Annotated in this window: 21 protein-coding genes, 1 pseudogene and 1 other annotated feature; of the genes and pseudogenes, 11 read left to right on the top strand and 11 right to left on the bottom strand. The window is 66.8% G+C overall.

From position 1 onward, the window contains the following. Positions 1-9: 9 nt before the first annotated feature. The 5 genes from VHN57_RS11290 (at position 10) to VHN57_RS11270 (ending at position 4,542) form a co-directional block, all read left to right on the top strand. Positions 10-312, top strand: coding sequence for an Hpt domain-containing protein (locus tag VHN57_RS11290; protein WP_037511783.1), 303 nt, complete (start codon positions 10-12; stop codon positions 310-312). Positions 313-400: 88 nt separating this feature from the next. Next, entirely contained in the window at positions 401-1,573 is a 1,173-nt protein-coding gene (locus tag VHN57_RS11285; RefSeq protein ID WP_278988298.1) for a hypothetical protein, read from the top strand. A 77-nt stretch (positions 1,574-1,650) separates the two neighbouring features. Beyond that, positions 1,651-2,736 carry a hypothetical protein gene (locus tag VHN57_RS11280; protein ID WP_341462734.1) on the top strand — a complete coding sequence of 362 codons (1,086 nt, stop codon included), beginning with the start codon at positions 1,651-1,653 and terminating at the stop codon, positions 2,734-2,736. Continuing rightward, a complete protein-coding gene (locus VHN57_RS11275) occupies positions 2,733-4,124 on the top strand; it encodes a sensor histidine kinase (RefSeq protein WP_423283869.1) in 1,392 nt (463 codons plus the stop codon). The genes VHN57_RS11280 and VHN57_RS11275 overlap by 4 nt, the downstream gene beginning before the upstream one ends. 76 nt (positions 4,125-4,200) lie before the next feature. Beyond that, a complete protein-coding gene (locus VHN57_RS11270) occupies positions 4,201-4,542 on the top strand; it encodes a gamma-glutamylcyclotransferase family protein (RefSeq protein WP_278987915.1) in 342 nt (113 codons plus the stop codon). Between the two features lie 60 nt (positions 4,543-4,602). Here the strand turns inward: VHN57_RS11270 and VHN57_RS11265 are convergent, their stop codons facing one another. Continuing rightward, positions 4,603-5,889 (bottom strand): citrate synthase, encoded by a 1,287-nt coding sequence (locus VHN57_RS11265; protein ID WP_010336542.1) that lies wholly within the window; start codon positions 5,887-5,889, stop codon positions 4,603-4,605. A gap of 20 nt (positions 5,890-5,909) precedes the next feature. Continuing rightward, the gene (gene gltX, locus VHN57_RS11260; RefSeq protein WP_423283866.1) at positions 5,910-7,352 is read right to left on the bottom strand and encodes a glutamate--tRNA ligase; all 1,443 of its coding nucleotides are present in this window, start codon (positions 7,350-7,352) and stop codon (positions 5,910-5,912) included. A 49-nt stretch (positions 7,353-7,401) separates the two neighbouring features. Between gltX and VHN57_RS11255 the strand changes: the two are divergent. Beyond that, a pseudogene (locus VHN57_RS11255) lies at positions 7,402-9,534 on the top strand (ComEC/Rec2 family competence protein); the annotation flags it as partial. On the opposite strand, the gene VHN57_RS11250 reads toward VHN57_RS11255, so the two are convergent. The 6 genes from VHN57_RS11250 to trpD form a co-directional block, all read right to left on the bottom strand. Further along, entirely contained in the window at positions 9,526-10,092 is a 567-nt protein-coding gene (locus tag VHN57_RS11250) for a nuclear transport factor 2 family protein (RefSeq protein WP_423286016.1), read from the bottom strand. The pseudogene VHN57_RS11255 and the gene VHN57_RS11250 sit on opposite strands and share 9 nt — an antisense overlap. A gap of 256 nt (positions 10,093-10,348) precedes the next feature. Continuing rightward, on the bottom strand, positions 10,349-11,026 hold the full coding sequence (lexA, locus tag VHN57_RS11245; RefSeq protein WP_278987431.1) for a transcriptional repressor LexA: 678 nt from the start codon (positions 11,024-11,026) through the stop codon (positions 10,349-10,351). Positions 11,027-11,122: 96 nt separating this feature from the next. Continuing rightward, positions 11,123-12,307: a molybdopterin molybdotransferase MoeA gene (locus VHN57_RS11240; RefSeq protein WP_278987430.1), complete on the bottom strand. Its 1,185-nt coding sequence runs from the start codon at positions 12,305-12,307 to the stop codon at positions 11,123-11,125. Beyond that, the gene (gene moaC, locus VHN57_RS11235) at positions 12,304-12,789 is read right to left on the bottom strand and encodes a cyclic pyranopterin monophosphate synthase MoaC (RefSeq protein WP_278987428.1); all 486 of its coding nucleotides are present in this window, start codon (positions 12,787-12,789) and stop codon (positions 12,304-12,306) included. Before moaC ends, VHN57_RS11240 begins: the two co-directional genes overlap by 4 nt. Continuing rightward, entirely contained in the window at positions 12,786-13,577 is a 792-nt protein-coding gene (gene trpC, locus VHN57_RS11230; RefSeq protein ID WP_278987426.1) for an indole-3-glycerol phosphate synthase TrpC, read from the bottom strand. The genes moaC and trpC overlap by 4 nt, the downstream gene beginning before the upstream one ends. Then, a complete protein-coding gene (gene trpD / locus VHN57_RS11225) occupies positions 13,574-14,566 on the bottom strand; it encodes an anthranilate phosphoribosyltransferase (RefSeq protein WP_278987425.1) in 993 nt (330 codons plus the stop codon). Before trpD ends, trpC begins: the two co-directional genes overlap by 4 nt. A gap of 132 nt (positions 14,567-14,698) precedes the next feature. Between trpD and VHN57_RS11220 the strand changes: the two genes are divergently transcribed. After that, the gene (locus VHN57_RS11220) at positions 14,699-16,453 is read left to right on the top strand and encodes a chloride channel protein (RefSeq protein WP_423283863.1); all 1,755 of its coding nucleotides are present in this window, start codon (positions 14,699-14,701) and stop codon (positions 16,451-16,453) included. A gap of 66 nt (positions 16,454-16,519) precedes the next feature. Next, positions 16,520-16,575: a sequence feature (sul1 is cis-regulatory element that is thought to sense ions involved in sulfur or methionine metabolism; They are found in Alphaproteobacteria), on the top strand. A gap of 63 nt (positions 16,576-16,638) precedes the next feature. After that, a complete protein-coding gene (locus VHN57_RS11215; RefSeq protein WP_423283861.1) occupies positions 16,639-18,129 on the top strand; it encodes a SulP family inorganic anion transporter in 1,491 nt (496 codons plus the stop codon). A gap of 71 nt (positions 18,130-18,200) precedes the next feature. Here VHN57_RS11215 and VHN57_RS11210 read toward each other — a convergent pair whose 3' ends face one another. After that, positions 18,201-18,791: an anthranilate synthase component II gene (locus tag VHN57_RS11210; protein WP_007708936.1), complete on the bottom strand. Its 591-nt coding sequence runs from the start codon at positions 18,789-18,791 to the stop codon at positions 18,201-18,203. Positions 18,792-18,933: 142 nt separating this feature from the next. On the opposite strand from VHN57_RS11210, the gene VHN57_RS11205 reads away from it, so the two are divergent. Next, positions 18,934-19,422, top strand: coding sequence for a hypothetical protein (locus tag VHN57_RS11205; RefSeq protein ID WP_122129553.1), 489 nt, complete (start codon positions 18,934-18,936; stop codon positions 19,420-19,422). Positions 19,423-19,459: 37 nt separating this feature from the next. On the opposite strand, the gene rnr is transcribed toward VHN57_RS11205, so the two are convergent. Next, complete coding sequence (gene rnr, locus VHN57_RS11200) at positions 19,460-21,787, bottom strand: ribonuclease R (RefSeq protein ID WP_423283858.1); 2,328 nt, start codon at positions 21,785-21,787, stop codon at positions 19,460-19,462. A gap of 25 nt (positions 21,788-21,812) precedes the next feature. Here rnr and VHN57_RS11195 point away from each other — a divergent pair, with 25 nt between their 5' ends. Next, entirely contained in the window at positions 21,813-22,280 is a 468-nt protein-coding gene (locus VHN57_RS11195; RefSeq protein ID WP_341462737.1) for a cupin domain-containing protein, read from the top strand. Positions 22,281-22,405: 125 nt separating this feature from the next. Here VHN57_RS11195 and VHN57_RS11190 read toward each other — a convergent pair whose 3' ends face one another. Then, positions 22,406-22,765 carry a hypothetical protein gene (locus VHN57_RS11190; RefSeq protein ID WP_278988535.1) on the bottom strand — a complete coding sequence of 120 codons (360 nt, stop codon included), beginning with the start codon at positions 22,763-22,765 and terminating at the stop codon, positions 22,406-22,408. Between the two features lie 104 nt (positions 22,766-22,869). On the opposite strand from VHN57_RS11190, the gene VHN57_RS11185 reads away from it, so the two are divergent. Further along, positions 22,870-24,267 (top strand): aldehyde dehydrogenase family protein, encoded by a 1,398-nt coding sequence (locus tag VHN57_RS11185; protein WP_278988536.1) that lies wholly within the window; start codon positions 22,870-22,872, stop codon positions 24,265-24,267. Positions 24,268-24,275: the final 8 nt, after the last annotated feature.

Here is a 24,275-nt window from a genome sequence, read left to right as displayed (position 1 = left end):
TCCGTCCCCATGTCCTATGATCCTGGCGCTCTTAATGCGGCATTGGCCGCCGCCGTCGGCGAAGACGCGGTGCTGATCGCCGATCTGCGCGTGGCTTTTCTTGAAAGCGCGGAGCGCCATCTCGACCTGATGAGCCGGGCGCGCTGCGACGCCAATTGGGAATTGGCGGCCTGGCGTTTGAAAGGCCTGGCGGCGAGTTTCGGCCTGACCAGCCTGATGGCGCTGGCGGACGAGGCGGTCGAGGCCGCGCCGGGCGATCCGCGCGCCTTGCAGCGTTTGCGCAGCACGATCGCGCTGCTTCAGCAGGGCTGAACCGGCGATTTGAAAGCGCCTGCTTGCGCTGCGTCGTTCGGCTTGCAAGAAGATCGTCGCAATCAAAACGGGTCGGTTTCCAGACAATATGACATTCGCGGCCATTCTCAGTGCCAGCCGGGCTTCAGGTGATTCGCCTGCAGCGCTTCGCGCCACCCTGCATTTCGCCGGCCAGACGCTGGTCGAATATCAGGCGCGACAGGCGGTCCGGGCCGGTGCGGACCGAATCATGATCCTGGTCAGCGTCATCACGCCGGCCATTTCGCAGGCGGTCGACCGGCTGAGCGCGGACGGCATTGCCGTCGCCCTGATCCGCGACATGGTGTCGATGGTGCGCGATGCGCCGCGCGACGCCGATGTGCTGCTGGTGGCGGACGGCGCCGTGGTGGCGCAGGGCCATTATGACGCACTGGCGGGGCAGGCGGGCAATGCGCTGCTGGTCACCGACGACAGCCGCGCCAGCGCGCCGTTCGAGCGGATCGATGCGGGGCAGCGCTGGGCCGGGCTGGCGCGGATCAATCCGGCGCTGCTGTTCGGCACGCTGGACATGATCGGTGACTGGGATCTGGCGCTGACGCTGGTGCGATCGGCGGTGCAGGGCGGTGCGGTGCGAATCACCGTGCCGCAGGATGATCTGCTGGAAGGCCGAGTCGCGCTGGTCGACGGGCAGGAACAGGCGGACCTCGCCGCGCAGGCGGTGATGTCGACCGGCACGCGATCGGGATCGTCCAGCCGCGGCGGGATCGAACATTATCTGTTCGGGCCGCTCGCCCGGCTGCTCGGCCCTGCACTGATGCGCAGCCAGGTGCCGGCGATGCAGGTGCGGATCGGTTCGATCGCGCTGGCCGGCATTGCGCTGATGCTGCTGGAACTGGGCTGGCCGGGCACCGGGCTCAGCCTGTTGCTGCTGGCGCTGCTGCTGGCGGAACTGGCCGATCGGCTGGATGAAATGGCGCTGCGCCGGCCGCCGAGCGGCTGGATCGCCTTTCTGGCGCCGGGGCTGGCGCTGATCGGGGTGATGCTGTCGGGCAGCGGGATGGTGCCCAACTATCTGGCGTTGCTGCTGGGCATCATCACGGTTGCCGATCGCTGGCGCCGGACCGGGGCGGCGCGCGCCTGGATGATCTTCACGCCCGGCACCGCGTTGCTGGTGCTGCTGGCAGCCCTGTTGACGGGGGCGGAGGCATTTGGTTTCGACGTTGCCATGCTGGCGGCGATCGGATCGATCGGGGCGATAATCCTGTCGCGTCGGGGCGGATGATTTTTGTCGCATCGAGAGCGTTGATTTTGCTGTCAGGGTTTAGTGCATTTTAACGACGTGGGGTTATGCTGCCTTGCATGAGCGCCCACACGTCCCTTGCCGGATCCATCATGGCGGACAGCTGGCCCATGGCACATGTCATGGCCGGCATGTCGGCCGTGCCCGTCGGCCATGCGATTGATCTCGCCTTTTTCTTTCCGGTCGAGGACCGGGCGCGCCATGATGCGCTGATCGCGGAGACGCGCCGTCATCTGGGCGGATGCCTGACTGCGATCGAGACCGCGCTGCGGCTGAGCCTGGCGGGTGATCCCGCCATTGCCGCGGCGCTGGGGCGCTGGCCCGATGGGCTGTGCTGGCCGACCATCTGTGCGCAGCCGACACTGCTGGGGCCGGCCTTGCTGGCGCATATGCAGATGCGCGCGGGGGTGAGCCTGTTGCTGCGGCAGATCGGGCGCCCCGATGGCGAGCCGCCGGAACAGCCCGAGGCCGAGTCGATCCTGTCGTCGGACGATCCCGAAATTGGCGACGCGATCGTCGCGCTGGCGCTGGCCGAAGGACAGTGGCAGGCGATGGGGGGCGAGGATCAGCCGATGCGGCCCGATCTGCCGGCCGAACATTTTGCCGAACTGGTGTGGACGGCGGCCGCCTGTCTGGCGGCGGTGGTGCAGCGCACCGCGCTGGAGCCGGACAATCAATTGCTCGGCGCGTTCGAGCGGGCGGGCTGGGCGCTGCTTGCCAGCCATGACGAAAGCAATGGGCCGATCGCGGCGGCCGACCAGTTGGTGCGCCGGTTGGGGCCGGAGGCCGATGCGCCCGACCTTCTGGGCGCGGCGCTGGGGCAGCGGCGTTTCCTGCTGTTTGCGGCGCTGGCCGGACGACGGCTGCGCCTGGGCACCGCGCAGGTGACGGACATATTGATCATGGGGCCGGTGATGCAGGTTGCGACCCTGTGCCGGGCGCTGGGCGGAACCGGGGCGGATTATCGCCATCTGCTGCTGGCGCTGCGGCCAGTGCGGCCTGGCCTGTCGGACGCGGTGATCGTGGCCGAGGCCGACCAATATCAATTGCTGAGCGACGTGAAAGCGGAAGCGGTTGTGGGCGCCCTGCGCGCGCCGGCCGCCTTCCGCGCGAAGCTCGATCATTTGCGGCGCGTCACCGGATGAACATGACGCTCCACCCCTCCATCGTCCGGGCAACGGCATCGGCGGACGGCACGCTTCTGAGTGCCGATGCGCCGCTGCTCGCCTTGCAGCGGGAGGCGGGGAGCGATCTGCTGGGGCCGCTCGCCATTCCGCAACTGGCGGCGGTGGTGCGACTGGCGGCGCGATTGGGCGTCACCGTATCGCGGCCGGTGGTCGCGGCCGCCGAGCGAGGCGACATCGACATGTGGGTGCGGGCGCGCAGCGACGAAGGGCCGGACGGGCGCATCGTGTCGCTGGCGGTGGTCGACTGGAGCGAGCGGCCGCCGCTCGCCAATGCCGGCGACCATAGCCGGCGCGAGGCCGATCTGGCGGCGCTGGCCGATGGCTGGACCTGGCAGATCGACACCCAGTTGCAGTTCCAGATGGCGATTGCCGGGACCGACCGGCAGGGCGCCTTGCCGACGCAGCCGCCCCTGCCGGGCAGTCGTTTCTCCAGCTATTTCGAGCTGCAGAGCGATGGCGAGGGCGACATGGCGATCCTGCGCGGCTTCACCCAGCGCCGCGCCTTCCGTGATCAGGTCGCGACATTGGTGCATGATCCCGAACAGCATGTGCGGCTGGCGGGCTTTCCGCTGTTCGACCTGGCCGGCCATCTGGTCGGCTATCGCGGCAAGGCCTGTCCGATCGAGCGACCGCCGACTTTGGCGCGGGCGGATACGACGCAATTGTCGCTCTATCCCGGCGAGTTTGGCAAGCGGCTCGACCGGTCGTTGCGCCAGCCGCTGGGGCGGATCATCGCCAATGCGGACACGATCGGCGCGCAACTGGAAGGGCCGTTGCGGCCCGATTATGCCGATTATGCCAATGATATCGCGACCGCCGGCCGTCACCTGATGGCGCTGGTCGACGATCTGGCCGATCTGCAGGCGATCGACCGGCCCGATTTCGGCGTGATCATCGAGGATGTCGACCTGGCGGACCTGGGCCGGCGGGCCGGCGGCCTGCTGACGGTCAAGGCGCTGGATCGGCAGATCAAGATCCATTGCCCGGATGTCGACCAGATATTGATGGCGAGGGGCGAGTTCCGCCGCGTGCTGCAGATCCTGGTCAATCTGGTCGGCAATGCGGTGCGCTATTCGCCCGAGGGATCGCAGGTGCGCATCGTCGTCGAGCGCGAGCATCGGCAGGCACGGGTGCTGGTGATCGACCAGGGTGCGGGCGTGGCGCTGGAGGATCGCGAGAAGATTTTCGACAAGTTCGAGCGGCTGGGGCGCGATGATCCCGGCGGCAGCGGGCTTGGCCTCTATATCTCGCGCAAGCTGGCGCGGGCGATGGGCGGCGACATCAGCGTTGGCGGCACGCCGGGCGAGGGCGCGCGCTTCATCCTGACCTTGCCGGTGCTCGACTGACGGATGCGCGATCGCGCTTATATGAGATAAAGAGCGCTTGTTTGTCCGGCCGATGCTGCCCCGATAGGATGGTGGCATGGACAGATCGCATTGCCTGGCCACCTATGGCACGCTGGCGCCCGGACGGGCCAATCATCATCAACTGGCGGAACTGCAGGGCCATTGGCAGGCGGGGCATGTGACCGGCCATCTGGTCGCGCATGGCTGGGCCGCGTCGATGGGCTTTCCCGCCTTCATTCCCGACGAGGGCGGCGCGGCGGTGCCGGTCCAACTGTTCCGCTCGTCCGACCTGCCGGCGCATTGGGCGCGGCTCGATGCGTTCGAGGGGACGGATTATCGCCGTGTCGCGATCGATGTGGTTACCGATCAGGGGCGGGTGCCGGCCTGGATCTATGTCCATGCAGGGGTAGGCGGCTGAGCCCTAAACGAAAAACGGCGCCCGATGGGGCGCCGTTCCTCTTGTCTCTGTGACCGCGTCTTAGCGCTTGTCGACGGCGACATAGTCGCGCTGCGTCGGGCCGGTGTAGAGCTGACGCGGACGGCCGATCTTCTGCGCTGGGTCCGAAATCATTTCGTTCCACTGCGCGACCCAGCCGACGGTGCGGGCGAGGGCGAAGAGCACGGTGAACATTTCGGTCGGGAAGCCGATCGCCGAGAGGATCACGCCCGAATAGAAGTCGACATTCGGGTAGAGCTTCTTCTCGATGAAGTAGGGATCGTTGAGCGCGATCTGCTCCAGTTCCTTGGCGACGTCGAAGATCGGGTCGTTGACGCCCAGCTTCTCCAGCACGTCCTTCGCGGTCTTCTGCATCACGGTCGCGCGCGGATCGTAATTCTTGTAGACGCGATGGCCAAAGCCCATCAGGCGGAACGGATCGTCCTTGTTCTTGGCGCGGGCGATATATTCCGGGATGCGATCGACGGTGCCGATTTCGCGCAGCATGTTGAGCGCGGCTTCGTTGGCGCCGCCATGCGCCGGGCCCCAGAGGCAGGCGATGCCGGCCGCGATGCAGGCGAACGGGTTGGCGCCCGACGAACCGGCGAGACGGACGGTCGAGGTCGACGCGTTCTGCTCATGGTCGGCATGCAGGGTGAAGATCTTGTCCATCGCGTCGACGACGATCGGATCGATCTTATACTCTTCCGCCGGGACCGAGAAGGTCATGTTCAGGAAGTTGGCGGTGTAGCTGAGGTCGTTGCGCGGATAGACGAAGGGCTGGCCCACCGAATATTTGTACGCCATCGCAGCGATCGTCGGCATCTTGGCGATCAGGCGGTGGCTCGCAATGCGGCGCTGTTCCGGATCGTTGATGTCGGTCGAGTCATGATAGAAGGCCGACAGGGCGCCGACAACGCCGACCATGATCGCCATCGGGTGGGCGTCACGACGGAAGCCGCGGAAGAAGGCGGTCAGCTGTTCATGCACCATGGTGTGGCGCGTGATGGTGTTGGTGAACTCGGCCAGTTCCTTGGCCGAAGGCAGTTCGCCGTTCAGCAGCAGGTAGCAGACTTCCATGAAGCTGGACTGTTCGGCGAGCTGGCCGATCGGATAGCCACGGTGCAGCAGTACGCCGGCGTCGCCATCGATATAGGTCAGGCCCGATTCGCAGCTGGCGGTCGAGGTGAAGCCCGGATCGTAGGTGAACATGCCGGTGTTGGCGTAGAGCTTGCGAACGTCGATGACCTGGGGACCGACGGTACCATCCATGATGGCATAGTCCTTGGCCTCTCCGCCAACGGTCAAACTGGCATTATTATCCGACATGTTTTTCTCCTTAACTGCCGTCAACCGGCCACCACGTGCCCCGCAGCGGTCAGTCGCTTCAAGCTTTCCTCTTTCCCCAGAAGGAAGAGGACATCAAAAATACCCGGCGAGACCGTGCGCCCGGTGAGCGCCGCACGAAGCGGCTGTGCCACCTTGCCCAGGCCAAGCCCCGCATCCTCTGCCACGCGGCGTATCACTTCATCGATCGCTTCAACCGTCCAGGACTGGACGGGCTGGAGAGCGTCGGCTGTCTTTTTCAGCAGCTCACGCGCGGGTTCATCTAGCAGAGCAGACGCCTTCTCGTCAAAATCGAGCGGGCAAGATTTGAACAGAAACTCCGCGCCTTCTGCAATTTCGTTAAGCGTCCTGGCCCGCGGCTTGAGCGAAACCATCGCCTGGGTCAAAATATCGCGCTGGGCGTCATTCAGTTGCGTATCAAGACGCGACTCAACGCGCGGGGCGACCAGAGCGGCCAGGCGTGCCTCGTCGGCCTCGCGCAGATAATGGCCGTTCAGATTTTCCAGCTTTTTGAGGTCGAAGCGCGAGGGCGAGCGGCCGACGCCGTCGATGTCGAACAGTTCGATGGCGCGTTCGATCGAGATGATCTCCTCATCGCCATGGCCCCAGCCCAGGCGCAGCAGATAGTTGAGCACCGCTTCGGGCAGCATCCCCATCTCGTCGCGATAGGCGTCGACGCCGAGCGCACCGTGGCGCTTCGACAGCTTTGCGCCGTCCGACCCGTGGATCAGCGGGATATGGCCATAGACCGGCTCTTCCCAGCCCATCGCCTTGATGATGGCGAGTTGGCGGAAAGCGTTGTTGAGATGGTCGTCGCCGCGAATGACATGGGTGACGTCCATGTCATGGTCGTCGACCACGACGGCCAGCATATAGGTGGGGGTGCCATCCGACCGGAGCAGGATCATGTCGTCCAGCTCGGCATTCTGCACCACGACGCGGCCCTGGACCGCATCCTCGATCACGGTTTCGCCGGTCCGAGGGGCCTTGATGCGGATGACGAAGGGCGCGCCTTCGGGCGCTTCCTCCGGCGAACGGTCGCGCCAGCGGCCGTCATAGCGCATCGGCTGCTTGGCGGCGCGCTGCTGTTCACGCAGCTCGGCCAGCTCTTCCTGCGTCGCATAGCAGCGATAGGCATGACCATTGGCGAGCAGCTGGTTGGCGACCTCGGCATGGCGCGGGGTGCGCTCGAACTGGAATACGGCGGGCTCATCGCCGCCCAGGTTCAGCCATTCCAGGCCGTCGAAAATGGCTGCCACGGCTTCCTCGGTGGAGCGGGCGCGATCGGTATCCTCGATGCGGAGCAGGAACTTGCCGCCATGATGGCGCGCGAACAGCCAGTTGAACAGCGCGGTGCGGGCGCCGCCAATATGCAGGAAGCCCGTTGGCGACGGGGCGAAACGGGTCACCACCTGCTTGTTCAATCCCGTTGCACTTGCCGTCATATTCGCTGACATTCTTCCTGCCTGATCCATGGATGCGACGCCCCCTAGCATGGCTTTTGAGCCACGACAAACGTCCGTTGGGCGCAGGACGGTGCGTATTGCGCACAATGGATTTGCGCGGATCGAACAATGGCTGGAGGTGGAGCGCGAACAGCTCGCCTTGTGGGTGCCGGTGGCGCTGGGCGCGGGCATTGCCGGCTGGTTCGTGCTGCCGGGGCCGGCACACTGGCTGGCCTGCTGCTGCGGGGCGCTGGGGCTGGCCTGTCTGGCGCTGTTGCTGCCGGTGGGCGCGCGATTGCGGCATATGCTGGTGGCAGCGGGATTGCTCGGCTGCATCGGTTGCCTGCTGGTCTGGGGCAAGGCGACATGGCTGGGGCAACCGCCGCTGGCCCGTCCCATATTCGCACAGGTGACCGGCACGGTGACGGCGGTGGCCAAGCTGCCGGCGCAACAGATGGTGCGGGTGGGCTTGCGGCCGATCGCGGCGCCGGCGCTGCCTGCGGCGATCCGGGTGAATATCGTGGAGGCGGATGTGCCCGATGGGCTGGGCAAGGGGGCGGTGCTGCGCTTTCGCGTGCGGCTGATGCCGCCCGCGCCGCCAAGCGTGCCGGGGGCGTTCGATTTCGCGCGGCGCGCCTATTTCCAGGGGATCGGGGCGACCGGGCGGGCGCTGGCGCCGGTCGAAATGGTGGAGCAGGCGCGCGAGGGGGCGACGCTGCGGGCGCGGCTGTTCGATCATATCAGCGGACAGGTGGCAGGCGCACCGGCGGGGATTGCGGTGGCGCTGGCGACCGGCGACCAGGGCGCGATTGCCGAAGCGGATGCGGAGGCGATGCGGCGCAGTGGCCTTGCCCACCTTCTCTCGATCAGCGGCCTGCATGTGACGGCGCTGATCGGGGCGGTGATATTCCTGCTGTTGCGCTTGCTGGCGCTGATTCCGCGCGCGGCGCTGGACTGGCCGCTGATGCTGATCGCGGCGGCCGGCGGCGCGCTGGCGGGGATCGGCTATACGCTGCTGACCGGCGCGGAGGTGCCGACGGTGCGATCCTGCATCGCGGCGCTGCTGGTGCTGGGCGGGCTCGCGCTGGGGCGCGAGGCGATCACATTGCGGCTGGTGGCGACCGGGGCGCTGGTGGTGCTGGTCTTCTGGCCGGAAGCGCTGATCGGGCCGAGCTTCCAGATGAGCTTTGCCGCAGTGGTCGCGCTGGTGGCGCTGGGCGAGCATCGGCGGTTCAAGGCGTTCGCGATGACGCGGGACGAGCCTTTGCCGCGCAAGGCCGGGCGGACGGTGGCGGCGATGCTGATGACGGGCCTTGCCATCGAACTGGTGCTGGCGCCGATCGCGCTTTACCATTTTCACAAGGCTGGTTTGCTGGGCGCGGTGGCCAATCTGGTCGCGATCCCGCTCACCACCTTCGTCATCATGCCGCTGGAGGCGCTGGCGCTGTGCTTCGATCTGGTCGGGCTGGGCGCGCCCTTCTGGTGGCTGACCGGCAAGGCGATCGCTTTGCTGCTGGCGGTGGCGCATGGCGTGGCGGCGAGCCCGATGGCGGTGATGCTGGCGCCGGCGGTGCCGGGCTGGATTTTCGGGATCATCGTGGTGGGTGGTCTGTGGTGTCTGCTCTGGCGCAGTCGCTGGCGCTGGCTGGGGTTGGCGCCGGTCGCAATCGGCCTGGCCGGCATCGCGCTGCTGGCGCCGCCCGATATCGTGGTGACGGGCGATGGGCGGCACGTCGCGGTGCGAACACCGACGGGGACGATGGCGCTGCTGCGCGAGGGGGCGGGCGATTATGTCCGCGACGTGCTGAGCGAGAGCGCGGGCTATGACGGGACGCTGGAAGCGATCGCGACGATGAAGCAGGCGCGCTGTTCGACCGATCTGTGCGCGGTGACGTTGCCTCGGGGCAGGCGCGACTGGCGCTTGCTGGTGACGCGGAATGCGATGCTGGTCGATCGGCCGATATTGGAGCGGGATTGCGCGGCGGCCGATATCGTCATCAGCGATCGGGGGCTGCCCTGGTGGTGCCGGCCGCGCTGGATGAAGATCGACCGCCGGCTGCTATCGCGCACCGGCGGCCTGTCGATTGGCCTTGAAAGCGGCAAAGTTCACACCGTCCATCGGCCCGGCGACGCACATCCGTGGATCGTCCGACCGGCGGCGCGGCGGCGGGTGTCAGGGCAGTTTGGCGGAGGTCGATATCTGGCCGCTGGTGAGGTGACCGATCAGGCCGGTCACCGCGCCGGTGGGCGACCGGGTGAAGACCAGCAGGCCCGCGCCGCCGGGGATGGCGAAGGCGCCCGGACCGACATGGATCAGGGCGGTGGGCGTGTCCTGCGGCGTGGACTGGCCGTAGAGCGTGCCGTCGCGCGTGGTGATGATATCCGTCAGGCCGCCGGCCGAGCGATATTGGCCGACATAATCGTCGAGCGGGTCGGCATCAGTCGGCACGGGCGCGGGGGGATAGAGGATCGAACTGTCCTGCCGGTGCAGATAGAGCCAGCGGCTGCCCTGGCGCACGAAGATATCGCTTTCGTGCCATCCGCCGACGGCATCGGCCATGTTCTCCCGGATTTCGGCATCGACCAGAGCGATGTCGTCGAGGATGCGGACATGGATCGATTGGATGGCATAGGTGCGAGACGGGTTGGAGATGGTCGGCAGATAGGCGGGCAGGTCGGCGCGGGTGCGGCGCTCGCCCAGATCGGAAATGGCGACATAATCCTTGTCGAGCATCGCCATATATTTGGGGATATCGCCGCTCTTGAGCGCGGCCAGGCGCGTTTCGATCAGGCTGCGGAAAGGGGCGAGGGTCTGTTCGTCATCCTGCGCGATCGCAGGAGAGGCACATAGCAGGATGATGGCCGGACAGATGGAGCGCAAATAGGACATGAGCCAGACCCCCTGTAACGCAGCGCCATGCTATCATGGCCGCAGGAGGCTGCCCATGCCGGATTGCAAGTCGGAAGCGGCGGAACGTTGCTCCGCCGCTCGCCGATCAGTTGTAGCGGCGCAACAGGCCGGCGAGCTTGCCCTGGATGCGGACCTGGCGCGGATCATAGATCTGCGGTTCATAGGCGGCATTGGCGGGATCGAGCCGGACCCGGCTGCCTTCGCGGCGGAAATATTTGAGTGTTGCTTCGGCGTCATCGATCAGGGCGACGACGATCTGGCCCTCGCGCGCGACATCGGTGCGCTGGATCAGCGCGAAGTCGCCGTCGAGAATGCCGGCCTCCATCATCGAGTCCCCCGATACTTCGAGCGCATAATGATCGCCCGAGCCGAGCAAAGCGGCGGGGACGGAGAGCATGGTGTGGCTTTCCATTGCCTCGATCGGGACGCCGGCGGCGATGCGGCCGTGCAGCGGGATTTCGATCACGTCATTGGCGGCGGTCGGCAGCAGCACGGCCGGCGCTGGCGCCTTGGGCACGGTAACGGCCGGAGCGGGCGCGCGATGCATCGCATCGGGCAGCTTCAACACTTCGAGCGCGCGGGCGCGGTTGGGCAGGCGACGGATGAAACCGCGTTCCTCCAGCGCATTGATCAGCCGGTGGATGCCGGACTTGGAGCGCAGGTCGAGCGCGTCCTTCATCTCCTCGAACGAAGGGGACACGCCGCCTTCTTCCAGCCGGGTCTGAATGAAGCTCAGCAATTCCTGCTGCTTGGGCGTCAACATCGGCGGTCCTCCATGGAACGAATGAAGAACGCATAGGAAACGGAAAGGGGCAAGTCAAGCGCGTTAAGCCATGCGCCGCTTTTGCCGCTCACGCAGTCAGGCGGTGAGCGGGATGATGTCGACCATGTCGCCGGCAATGGCGGGAGCTGAGCCGGCCGGACGGCGGATCAAACAGTCAGCCAGTGCCATGGCGGCGGTGGCGGCGCTGTCCTGCGCGGTGACCGAGACGATGCCGTCGGCGGCGCGATAGGCGCGCAGATAATCGTCGCGTTCCGCCGTTGCGCCAAGCGACGCGGCAAGGCGGGCCTGCACGACCGGCGGCAGCGGCGCGCGCGATCCGGCGAGATGGCGGACCAGGGGGCAGAGGAAGAGGGTGCCGGTGACGAAGGCGGAGACCGGATTGCCCGGCAGGCCGAGGAAGGTGGCGTTGCCCAGGCGCCCGGCCATCAGCGGTTTGCCCGGCCGCATCGCGATCTTGTAGAAATCGAGCGTGCCGCCGGCCGCCGCGAAGGCGGGGCGGACATAATCATGGTCGCCGACCGACGCGCCGCCGGTCGAGACGATGATGTCGGCCTGGGCCGCCTGTTCCAGCGCCCGCGTCATGGCGCCAAGATCGTCGGGCACGATGCCGAGGTCGATCACGTCGCAGGGCAGGGTGGCGAGCAGGGCGGCGAGCATCGGTGCGTTGGAGGAGGGGAGGCAACCCGGCGGCGTCGGCGCGCCGGGGGCAACAAGTTCATTGCCGGTCGAGAGCAGGGCGACGCGCGGCCTGGCGCCGACGGGCAGGCTGCCATGGCCGCCAAGGACGGCAAGGGCGATCTGGCCGGGGGTGAGTCGGCTACCGGCGCTGACCAGCGGCGTTCCGGCGCGGAAGTCGGAGCCGAGCGGGCGGACATGCCTGCCGGGCGTCAATATGCCGTCATGCGCGGTCAGCTTGTCGCCGTCGCGCGTGGCATTTTCCTGGATCAGGATCGCGTCGGCGCCGGCCGACAAGGGCGCGCCGGTGAAGATGCGGCAGGCCTGGCCCGGTTGCAGGGCCGGGATATCGGCGTCGCCCGCGCTGCTGGTGGCGACCAGCTGCCACGGCCCGGCGCCTTCGGATGCGCGCACGGCATAGCCGTCCATCGCGGAAAGATCGGCCCAGGGCTGGTCGCGGAGTGCGGTGATGTCGGTGGCGAGCCAGCGACCGGCACAGGTGGCGACGGGCACATGTTCGGCCGGCAACGGATCGGCGAGGGCAAGGAGCCGCGCCTGCGCGTCCGCGACCGGCATCAGGCTCATCGGCCGGCATGCTCCGGCGCGGTCCAGTCGCCCGACTTGCCGCCGCGCTTGGCGAGCAGGCGAACATCGCCGATTATCATGCCCTTATCGAGCGCCTTGGCCATGTCATAGACGGTCAGGAGCGCGGCGGTCGCGGCGGTCAGTGCCTCCATCTCCACCCCGGTCTGGCCGGCGGTGCGCGCGGTTGCGGTGACGGTGACGCCGTCGTCGTGCAGGGTAAAGTCGATGGTGACGGCGCTCAGCGGGATCGGATGGCAGAGCGGGATCAGTTCGGCGGTGCGCTTGGCCGCCATGATGCCGGCGACGCGGGCGACGGCCAGCACATCCCCCTTCTTGACGAGGCCGGCGGCGATCGCCTGCGCGGCGTCGGCCGCCATGGTGATGCGGCCGGCGGCCACCGCCTCGCGCGCGGTCACGGCCTTGGCCGAGACATCGACCATGCGCGCGGCGCCATCCTCATCCAGATGGGTGAGGCCGGTCATGCGCCCGTCAGCAGGTTGCGGGTCGCGGCCTCGACATCGGGCTGGCGCATCAGGGTTTCGCCGACCAGGAAGCAGCGCACGCCATGATCGGCCATGGCGGTGAGGTCGGCATGGGAGCCAAGGCCGCTTTCGGCGACGAAGGTGCAGCCGTCGGGCGCCTTGCCCACCAGTTCATAGGTGCGGGCGAAATCGACGCTGAAATCGCGCAGGTCGCGGTTGTTGACGCCGATCAGGCGCGAGCGGAGCTTGAGCGCGCGTTCCAGTTCGGCCTCGTCATGCACCTCGATCAGGGCATCCATGCCGAGGCCAAGCGCGGCGTCCTCTATCTCCTGCATCTGGCTATCTTCCAGCGCGGCGACGATGATCAGGATCGCGTCGGCGCCGAGCGCACGACTTTCGAGGATCTGCCAGGGATCGACGATGAAATCCTTGCGCAGCACCGGGAGGGCACAGGCCGAGCGGGCGGCCATCAGATAATCGTCATGGCCCTGGAAATAGGGCTCGTCGGTCAGCACCGAAAGGCAGGCGGCGCCACCGGCGGCATAGGCCACCGCATGGGCCGGCGGATCGAAATCGGCGCGGATCAGACCCTTGGACGGACTGGCCTTCTTTACCTCGGCGATCAGGCCGAAGCCCGAGCGGGCGGCATCGTCCAGCGCCTTGCGGAAACCGCGCGGCGGGGTCTGCTCGCTGGCGCGGGCGTGGAGCGACGCGATCGTGGTCGCGGCCTTGCGGCGGGCGACATCCTCGCGCTTGAAATCGCAGATTTCGATGAGCTTGTTGGTCATTGATAGGCAATCCAGCAATTGAGGAGCGCGTTGGCAAGGCCGTTGTCGATCGCTTCGGCGGCCTGTTCGACGCCTTCCTGGAAATCATGGGCAGCGTCAGCCACTACCAAAGCGGCGGCGGCGTTGAGTAGCACCGCGTCGCGATAGGCGCCGGCCTCGCCCTGGAGCAGGGCCCGGAGCGCCGCGGCATTATGGGCCGGGTCGCCGCCGCGAATGGCGGTGACGGGATGGGTCGAGAGGCCGAGGTCCGCGGCGGTCAGGCGGCGCATCGCGACCACGCCGTCGGCCGTCACCTCGGCAATGTCGTTGCCGCCGGCGAGCGAGAGTTCGTCGAGCCCTTCGTCGCCCGACACGATCATCGCATGGGTGGCGCCAAGCTGGCCGAGCGCATCGGCATAGATGGGGACATAGGCGGGGCGGGCGATGCCGACGAGCTGGCGGCGGACATTGGCGGGATTGGCGAGCGGCCCCATCAGGTTGAAGATGGTGCGTTCGCCGATCGACCGGCGGATCGGACCGAGGCGCTTGAGCGCAGGATGATAATTTTGCGCGAACAGGAAGCAGATGCCCAGATCCTTGAGCGTGGCTTCCGCCGTGGCGGCGGCGCGATCGAGATTGAGGCCGAGCGCTTCGAGCGTATCGGCGGCGCCCGCCTTGGACGAGGCGGCGCGATTGCCATGTTTGGCGACAGGCACGCCGGCAGCGGCCACCACCAGGCTGACGGCGGTGGAGACGTTGAGCGTATGATGGCCGTCGCCGCCGGTGCCGCAGACGTCGATCGTGCCGTCGGGGGCGTCGACCGGGATCATCCGGGTGCGCATCGCACGGGCGGCGGCGGCAATCTCCGTCGCACTCTCGCCGCGCCGCGCCATGGTGACGAGGAAGCCGGCGATCGCCTCGTCCGACAGGTCGGCGTCGAACAGCAGGTCGAAGGCGCGGGCGGCTTCGTCGGCGGCCAGGGGCGCGCTGGGATCGGGCAACAGGGTCATGGGCCAAGCCTTTAGTCCCGGCCGCGCGCGAAAGTCGAGGGCGACATGCTATTTGCCTGCCAATTGGAATTTTGTTGCGTGGTCCGGCAATTGGCTTGACGCGGGCACCAAAGGGGCGTTGTCGGGGAAACCATGCGCCGTTCCTGGTCGACCCTGTTCTGGAGCCTTGCCATCCGCCAGCGCCGCCGGCTGCGCGAGAGCGAGGCGGCCTTCATCCTGCTCGCGATATTGGCCGGCGTGGCAGCGGGCCTGATCACTAACCTGTTGCAGTTGATGGCGCACGGCATTCAGGAACTCCTCTATGGCGTCAGCATCAACCGGCTGAGCGCGTTGGGCGAGATCCGCCATCCCTGGCGATTGCTGGGCCTGCCGTTGGGCGGCCTGGCGCTGGTGCTGCTGGCGCGGCTGCTGCGCCAGCGGCAACGGCCGCTGATCGACGTGGTGGAGGCCAATGCGCTGCATGGCGGGCGCATCCCGATGGCCGACAATCTGGTGATCGCCGGGCAGACGGTCTTGTCGAACGGGGCCGGGGCCTCGGTCGGGCTGGAGGCTGCCTATGCGCAGATGGGCGGCGGCGTCGCGTCGCTGCTGGGGCAATGGCTGAAGCTGCGGCGCAATGATCTGCGCACCCTGGTCGGCGCGGGCGCGGGGGCGGGCGTGGGCGCGGCCTTCGGTGCGCCGCTGGCCGGCGCCTTCTATGCGTTCGAGATCGTGATCGGCCATTATACGCCGGCCGCGATCGCGCCGGTGGTGGCGGCCGCCTTGAGCGCGGCGTTCGTGACGCGCGCGCTGGGCGTCGAGCCTTGGCTGATCGCGACCACGGCGGACCGGATATTGGGGACGGCGGACTATCTTCTCTATGCGTTGCTGGGCCTGCTCTGCGCGGGGCTGGGCATCCTCATCATGCGGATGGTGACCTTTGCCGAGCTGCGGGTTCAGGGCTGGACCTGGCCAGGGCGGTGGCGGCCGGTGATCGGCGGCTTGCTGCTGATGCCGCTCGCCTGGCTGACGCCGCAAACCTTGTCGGCCGGGCATGGCGCTCTGCACCTCAACCTCATCCTGCTGCCCGACTGGACCGTGCTACTGATGATCCTGTGTCTCAAGATCGCGGCGTCGGTGATTTCCTTGAGCTTCGGCTTTCGCGGTGGGCTGTTCTTTGCGTCGCTGTTTCTGGGATCGCTGGCGGGGCAGATTTTCGCGCAGATCGTCGACCTTGTCGGGATCGGCTGGTCGCTCGACCCCAATGATGCGGCGCTGGTGGGGATGGCGGCACTGAGCGTCGCGATCGTCGGCGGGCCGATGACGCTGGGGCTGCTGATGCTGGAGACGACCCATGATTTCCAGCTGATGGGCGTGGTGCTGACCGCGTCGCTGCTGTCGAGCGCGGTGACGCGGGAAATGTTCGGCTATTCCTTCTCCACCTGGCGGCTGCATCTGCGCGGATCGAGCATCCGCAGCCCGCGCGACATTGGCTGGGTGATGAACCTGACCGCCGGGCGGATGATGCGGCGCGACTGGGTGTCGGTGCCCGATACGATGAGCGCCGGCCAGTTTCGTGCGCTCGTGCCGCTGGGGTCGGCGAGCAAGGCGATCATGATCGACGGCGCCGGCGGCTATCGCGGTATCGTGCCGACGGCGGCGGCCTATCGCCCCGAACTGGCGGAGGATGCGCCGATCGCGCCGCTGGCAACGATGGCCGATATCTCGCTGCGGGCCGATGCGGATATCCGCGCGATCCTGCCCCTGTTCGACAAGGCGGCGGCGGACGAGCTGGCGGTGGTGGACGAAAGCGGGCTGGTGCTGGGCGTGCTGACCGAGAAACATGCGCGGCGGCGCTATTTCGAAGAAATCGAGAGTTCGCAGCGGGCGCTGTTCGGGGAAGGGTAAAGAAGAGGGGCGCGGGCCGGGCCGGGGTTGCATTGGCGGGGCAGGGCTGTAGAAGGCCGGCATTCGCATGGACCCGGTGAAATTCCGGGTGGCTATTCCGGCCGCCGATCCGCCGGACAACATCACACATGATTATCGAACGCGCCCCGGAGCTGGCGCCATGTGACCTGATGTGGATTTTCGACATGACCCAATTTTTCAGCCGCTATCGCCGCCAATGGTTCAGCGACGCCCGGACGGCGCGCCATGACATCATGGCCGGCATCGTCGTCGCGCTCGCCCTGATCCCTGAAGCGATCGGCTTTTCCATCATCGCCGGGGTCGATCCGCGCGTCGGCCTCTATGCCTCGGTGGCGATCGCCATCACCATTGCGCTGATCGGCGGGCGACCGGGAATGATCTCCGCCGCGACCGCCGCCGTCGCCGTGCTGGTCGGGCCGCTGGTGCGCGACCATGGCGTCGAATATCTGTTTGCCGCCACGATCCTGATGGGCGTGGTGCAGATCATTGCCGGGCTGCTGCGGCTCGACCTGTTGATGCAGTTCGTGTCGCGATCGGTCATCACCGGCTTCATCAATGCGTTGGCGATCCTGATCTTCATGGCGCAGCTGCCGCAGCTCACCAATGTCAGTTGGCAGACCTATGCGATGGTGCTGGGTGGGCTGGCCATCATTTATCTTTTCCCCCGGATCACCAAGGCGGTGCCGGCGCCGCTGGTGGCGATCCTGTTGCTGAGCGCGCTGTCGATCGGCCTCGGCCTGCCGGTCCATACCGTCGGCGACATGGGGCGGCTACCTGAGGGGCTGCCGAGCCTGGCCCTGCCGGATGTGCCGCTGACCTGGGACACGCTGCGCATCATTCTGCCCTATTCGGTGACGATGGCGGCGGTCGGCCTGCTCGAATCGCTGCTGACCGCGCAGATCGTCGACGACATGACCGATAGCGACAGCGACAAGCAGCGCGAATGCATGGGGCAGGGCGGGGCGAATATCGTCGCGTCCATGTTCGGCGGCATGGGCGGCTGCGCGATGATCGGCCAGTCGGTGATCAACGTCACGTCCGGCGGGCGCGGGCGGCTGTCGACCTTCGTCGCTGGCGCCTTCCTGCTGTTCCTGCTGGCGGTGCTGGGGCCGTGGGTCGGGCGCATCCCGATGCCGGCGCTGGTCGCGGTGATGGTGATGGTGTCGATCGGCACCTTCAGCTGGGCCTCGATCGCCAATCTTCGGCGCCATCCGCCGACCTCCTCGGCCGTAATGCTGGCGACGGTGGTGGTCGTGGTGGCAACCCGCGACCTGTCGCTGGGCGTGCTGACCGGCGTGCTTTTGTCGGGTATCTTCTTCGCCGCCAAGGTGCAGCGCATGTTCGCGGTGGAGCGCAGCGAGGTCGATGGCCGGGCGACCTATCGCGTCACCGGCCAGATCTTCTTCGCCTCGGTCGATCGCTTCACCCGCGCCTTCACCGGCGAGGAAAGCGCGACCCATGTGCTGATCGACGTGTCGGGTGCGCATTTCTGGGATATTTCGGGCGTCGGCGCGCTCGACAAGATCATCGCCCGGCTGCGGCGCGAAGGGCGCATGGTCGAGGTGGTTGGCTATAATCGGGCGAGCGCCGACATCGTCGACCGCTTCGCCCTGCACGACAAGACCGGGGTGGAGACGGGGGCGGTGCCGCACTGACATGCGGCTCGCCCCGCCGTCATCCTGACGGAAGTCGGGATGGCGTAGAAGAGTGAAGCGGCGGAGCGGCCTTACGCCGCTTCGCGCTCGCGGACCGGGATGCCGGCGATCTTCATGAAATTGGCCAGCATGTCATGGCCATGTTCGGTGGCGATGCTTTCCGGGTGGAACTGGACCGAATGGATCGGCAGGGTCGCGTGGCGGAAGCCCATGACCGATCCGTCCTCGCTGGTCGCGTTGACCACCAGGTCGGCCGGAATATCCTCGACGATCAGCGAGTGATAGCGGGTCGCGGTGAAGGGAGAAGGGAGGCCGGCGAACAGGCCGGTGCCGTCATGGCGCACCGGCGATGTCTTGCCGTGCATCAGCCCGCCGCGCACCACCTTGCCGCCAAAATGCTGGCCGATCGCCTGATGGCCCAGGCACACGCCCAGCAGCGGCGCGCCGGCATCGGCGCAGGCCGCAACCAGATCCAGGCTGACACCCGCCTCATTGGGGGTGCAGGGACCGGGCGACAGCAGGAAGGCCTTGGCCCCGCTCGACAGGGCCTGGCCCGCCGAGATGGCGTCGTTGCGCACGACCTCTACCTTGGCGCCCAGCTCCATCAGATAATGGACCAGGTTCCAGGTGAAGCTGTCATAATTGTCGATGACGAGGATCATGGGACACAGCCTATAGGCGCGGATGACGATGGGGGGAAGGGGGTGGCGGCAGGAGGCGAATTTGGAACGCGGATGAACTGGAATTGCCGTTTGCGCTTTTGCGAGGCATCTCTGGATGCTTACGTTTCCGAGGGGGCATGTAATGGTGCGGACAGTGTGGGAGCGGGCGCAGGCGCTAGGCGTTATTGCGAGTTGTATGGCTACGACTTCATGCGGCGATGGTGCGGTGTCTACGCCGGATCAAATCGAGATTTTCGCGCCGGACTTGGAAATATCCGTGCAGCAGAATGGGGCTGGCCATTATCATCAAATATCGGAACGCAAGACGGGGCACTTTGACATCGGTCACGAGGGCTTCGTGAAGCTGCAAACGCAAACAGAGCCTTTTCGGATTTCCGATGACTCCATGTCGGCGAAGGAGGTTTCCAATTACATTGCCAGTGGGCAGCGCTGCGAGGGCAACTATGCCACCGATCAAGGTGGCATAAGCCTTCATTGGAAGGGCAAGTCCGTAGATCAATTTTACGCGGTGGATTATGGCTGCGACGGTCAGCGCCATGCTGCTAGAAACAAAGCCCTCCAAGGAATTTTGGCATCAATGCCGGTTCCACATCCCGATATTCTCCCATGAAAAAATGGGCAAGCGACGCTGAGCCGCCGCCCATCCCTTAGCGTTTCTTGTGCTTGCCCCGGCTGCTGCCGATGTGGCGGATGTTGGTGGGGCGGCCGCGGTGGATTTTCGGGCGGGTGCGGTCGCGCTTGAGCGGGCTGCCGCGCGGGGCGGGATTGTCGGGCAGTTCGAAGCGCAGCGCGCCGTTGATCGGATCGGCTTCGGCGAGGCGCAGTTCCAGCCGCTGGCCGACCGTATAGCGGTCGCCGCTTTCGACGCCCTGCAGCGCCTTGCCCGCTTCGTCGAAGAAGAAATGTTCGGCGCCCAGCGTCGATACGGGCACGAGGCCGTCGCCGCCCAGCCCCTCGACCGTGGCGAAGAAGCCGAAATTCTGGACCCCGGTGATCCGCGCCTTTACCACCTCGCCGACATGGGCCGACAGGAAGGCGGCGACATAGCGGTCGATCGTCTCGCGCTCCGCCTCCATCGCGCGGCGCTCATGGCCCGAGATCATTTCGCCGACCCGACCCATATTCTCATAATCCTCCTGGCTGAGGGAGGAGCGATCGGGGATCGCCCTGTCCTTGGGCGCGGGCAGTTCGAGATCATAGGCGCCGACCAGCGCGCGATGGACCAGAAGGTCGGCATAGCGGCGGATGGGCGAGGTGAAATGGGCGTAGCTGCCCAGCGCCAGGCCGAAATGGCCCATATTCTGCGGCGCATAATAGGCCTGGGTCTGGGAGCGCAGGATCTGGGTCATGATCTGCTCCTTCTCCTCCGACTCGCCGACCTTCTTGATCAGTTGGTTGAAGGTGGACGGGCGGATCACCTGGCCGAGCGCGAAGTCGATGTCGAAGGTGGCGAGATATTCCTTGAGCGCGACCAGCTTGTCGCGGCCCGGCGTTTCATGGACGCGATACATGACCGGCGCCTTCTTCGCCTCCAGCGCCTTGGCGGCGGCGACGTTGGCGGCGATCATATAATCCTCGATCAGCATATGGGCGTCGAGCCGTTCGCGCACGGCCACGCTGACGATCTTGCCCCATTCGTCGAGGACGACGCGCCGTTCGGGCAGGTCGAGCGCGAGCGGATCGCGCTTTTCGCGGGCCTTGCGCAGCAGCGCCCAGCAGGCCCAGAGCGGCTTCAGGGCCGGTTCGAGCAAATCATTATCCTGCTCGCCATCGATCGCGGCCTGCGCATTTTCATAGGCGAGGACGGCGGCGACGCGGATGATGGCGCGGGAGAAGCGGAAGCTCTTCACCTTGCCCTGCGCATCGATCACCAGATGGCAGGCCATGGCGGCGCGGTCCTGCCCGGCGCGCAGCGAACACATGTCGGACGAGAGCTGGTGCGGCAGCATCGGCACGACCAGATCGGGGAAATAGACGCTGTTGCCGCGCTTGCGCGCCTCGCGGTCGAGCGCGCTGCCGGGGCGGACATAGTAACTGACATCGGCGATCGCGACGATCGCCTTGTAGCCGCCTTCATTGGCGGGGTCTTCGTCCGGCGCGGCCCAGACGGCATCGTCATGGTCGCGGGCATCGACCGGGTCGATCGCGACGATCGGCAGATGGCGCAGATCCTCGCGCTTGTCCTCATGCAGCGGCAGCTTCGATGCGGTGACCGCTTCCTCCTCCACCGCTTCGGGGAAGACATGGGGGATGCCATGCTTGTGGATCGCGATCAGGCTGAAGCTGCGCGGCGCGAAGGGATCGCCGAGAATGTCGGTGACGCGCGCGCTGATCCGCGGCGGGCGGCCGGTCGGCTCGGCCAGGACCAGATCGCCCTTCTTCGCGGTGCCGATGTCGCTGATCGGCGTATCCTTGCGGATGCGCTTGTCGACCGGGCGCAGCCACAGCTTGCCGTCGGCCATTTCCTCGACCACGCCGAGCAGCATCTCGGTCGCCTTGGCGAGCTTCTTCATCGGATGGGCGAGCCAGCCCTTGCCCGCTTCCTCGGTGCGGGCGAGGATGCGGTCGCCGATCGTCAGCGCGCTTGAACGAGACTTGGGCTTGCCCCGTTCGACCACGCGGATGCGGGGCGCGGGCTGGCCCTCGGCCTCCCAGCGTTCGGGGGTGGCGATTAGGGTGGTGTCGTCGACATCGACGATGCGCAGCACCGTCACCTTGGGCACGCCGCCCATCTTGTGGAAGGCGCGGGCCGGGCCGATGTCGAGCAGGCCCTCGTCCGCCATGTCCTTGAGCAGCGCCTTGAGCGCGATCTTTTCCTGCCCCTTGAGGCCGAATGCCTTGGCGATCTCGCGCTTGCCCGCCGGGGTGTCGGACTCGGTGATGAAGTCCATCACCTGCTGCCGGGTGGGGAACCCGGCGGGACGGACTTTCGCGCGGGCCGGGGCCGCCTTCTTCTGCTTCTGGGTCGATGCCATGGCTCCGCTATAGGGGGCAGGGGGCATGGGCGCCAGTGGCATGGCGGGATGGGGGTGGCGGATCGTTGGGGCGGGCATGACGATATTGCTTTTGCCCCTGCTGCTGGCCGCCGCGCCTGATGTCTCGCCCGACACCGCGATCGCTCCGATCGACCGGAGCAATGCCGAACATTATGTCTGGGGTGGCAGCAATGACGGTTGGCATCTGGTGAAGCGCGATGAGATGTCGGTGATCCAGGAACGGATCGTGCCGGGCGGGGCGGAGGTGCGCCATTATCATCAGCGAGCGCGGCAATTCTTCTATGTCCTGTCGGGCGAACTGACGCTGGAGGCGGGCGGGGTGACCCATGTGCTCAAAGCGGGCCAGGGGCTGGAAGTGCCGCCGGGCGTGCCGCACCGGGCGCAGAACAGGAGCGGCGCGCCGGTCGATTTCCTGGTCAATTCGACGCCCAAAAGCCATGGCGACCGGGTCGATGCCCCGGTGGAAAAATAGGAAATCGTCCGCTTAACTTCGCATATTTCCCGCACATTCTGATATTTTGGAACAGAAGTAGGAAATCTTGTTGCGCGCCGGCCCGCTTGCCTTTGTGCGCCGTTCAACGAGGACTATGCGGGCCATCAATCGGGCTGATACCAGTAGATGTCATGGCCGATCTTGGAGAAGTGTGGGCCTGACGGCGGACCTTTCCGGCTATCATGCGTGATGAAATAGCCCCAGCCGCCGTCAAAATAGGGCTTTGTCAGAATATCGACGCCATCGGGGGAAATCGTGACGCTCATGGGATCGAGCTGCGCAATGTGATGTGGCCAACGGCTTTTGGGCACGAATTGTTGGCTGGCGGGCGTTCGCGCAGCCAAGGCTTTGGCTTCCCGTTCGATCGCCTGCAGGGTTGCGGTGTCCTGAACTAGCTGCCGGCACCCGGTGAGCGAGGCAAGGATGGCCATGATGGCGAGGCCGCCAATGCGATTTTCGTGCATATACTCCCCCGATGCGGAACGCTGGCACTTATGAAGTGGGTCTAGCGGATCGCACCGCTGTAGGACAGGCTTGCAGCATGGCATGGCTGCGGTAGAGGGGCGGGATGCAGCTTCTTATCGATGGTGAACTGGTCGATGGCGCGCGCGCGATCGACCTTGTCAATCCGGCGGACGGGCAGGTCTTTGCCGCCGGGCCCTGTGCCGATGCGGCGCAGGTGGAGCGGGCGGTCGCGGCCGGGCAGCGGGCCTTTGCCGACTGGCGCGCGTTGGACTTTGCCGAGCGTGGTGCGCGGATTGCGGCGCTGGCCGATGCGCTGGAGGGCCGGGCCGAGGATTTTGCCGCGCTCCTGACGCAGGAACAGGGCAAGCCACTGGCCGAGGCGCGAGGCGAGATAGAGGGGGTGGTGGCGGCGCTGCGCTATCATGCCGGGCTGCGGCTGGAGCCGGTGGTGCTGAAGGACAGCGCGACCGAGCGCGTGGTCGAGCAGCGCCATCCGCTGGGCGTGGTCGCGGCGATCGTGCCGTGGAATTATCCGCTGCTGCTGCTGGCGCTCAAGCTCGCGCCGGCGCTGATCGCGGGCAATGTCGTGATCGCCAAGCCCGCGCCGACGACGCCTCTGACGACATTGATGCTGGGCGCGCTCGCCGCCGACATCTTCCCCGCCGGGGTGGTGCAGATGCTGGGCGATGCCGGCGATGTCGGGCCGATGCTGACCGCGCATCGGGGAATCGCCCATGTCAGCTTCACCGGATCGACCGCGACCGGGCGGCGGGTGATGGCTGCGGCGGCCGACACGGTGAAGCGCTTCACGCTGGAACTGGGCGGCAATGATCCGGCGATCCTGCTGGACGATGCCGATGTCGCGGCGGTGGCGCCGATCCTGTTCGACGGGGCGATGGGCAATGCCGGGCAGGTCTGCCTGGGCGTCAAGCGCATCTATGCGCCGCGCGCGCTGGTGCCGGCGCTCGGCGCGGCGCTGGTTGCCTGCGCGGAGCGGGCGGTGGTCGGCGACGGGCGGGTGGCCGGCACGACGATCGGCCCGGTGCAGAATGCGGCGCAATATGCCCGGCTGGTCGATCTGCTGGCGGAGGTGCGGGCGCAGGGGCGGGTGCTGCATGGCGGCGCGGCGATTGAGGGGAGCGGCTATTATATTGCGCCGACGATCGTCACCGACCTGCCCGACGCGGCGCGGCTGGTGCAGGAGGAGCAGTTCGGGCCGATCATCCCGCTGCTCGCCTATGATGACGAGGCGGAACTGGTCCGCCGGGTGAATGATGGCCCCTATGGGCTGGGCGCGTCGGTGTGGACCGCCGATGCGGCGCGCGGGCAGGCGATGGCGGCGCGGATCGACAGCGGGCTGGTCTGGGTCAACCGGCTGTTCGACCTGCCCTTCGACGTGCCGATCGGCGGTGCCAAGCAATCGGGCATTGGCCGGCACCAGGGGCTGGCCGGGGTGGAGGAATTCACCCAGATCCGCATCGTCAATGCGGCGCTGGGCTGAGCGGAGGA

This window comes from Sphingobium salicis subsp. salicis (assembly GCF_049472635.1).
Lineage (GTDB): Bacteria > Pseudomonadota > Alphaproteobacteria > Sphingomonadales > Sphingomonadaceae > Sphingobium > Sphingobium yanoikuyae_A.
The sequence above is the reverse complement of the archived record's forward strand: the minus strand, read 5'-3'. Positions and strand labels throughout refer to the sequence as shown.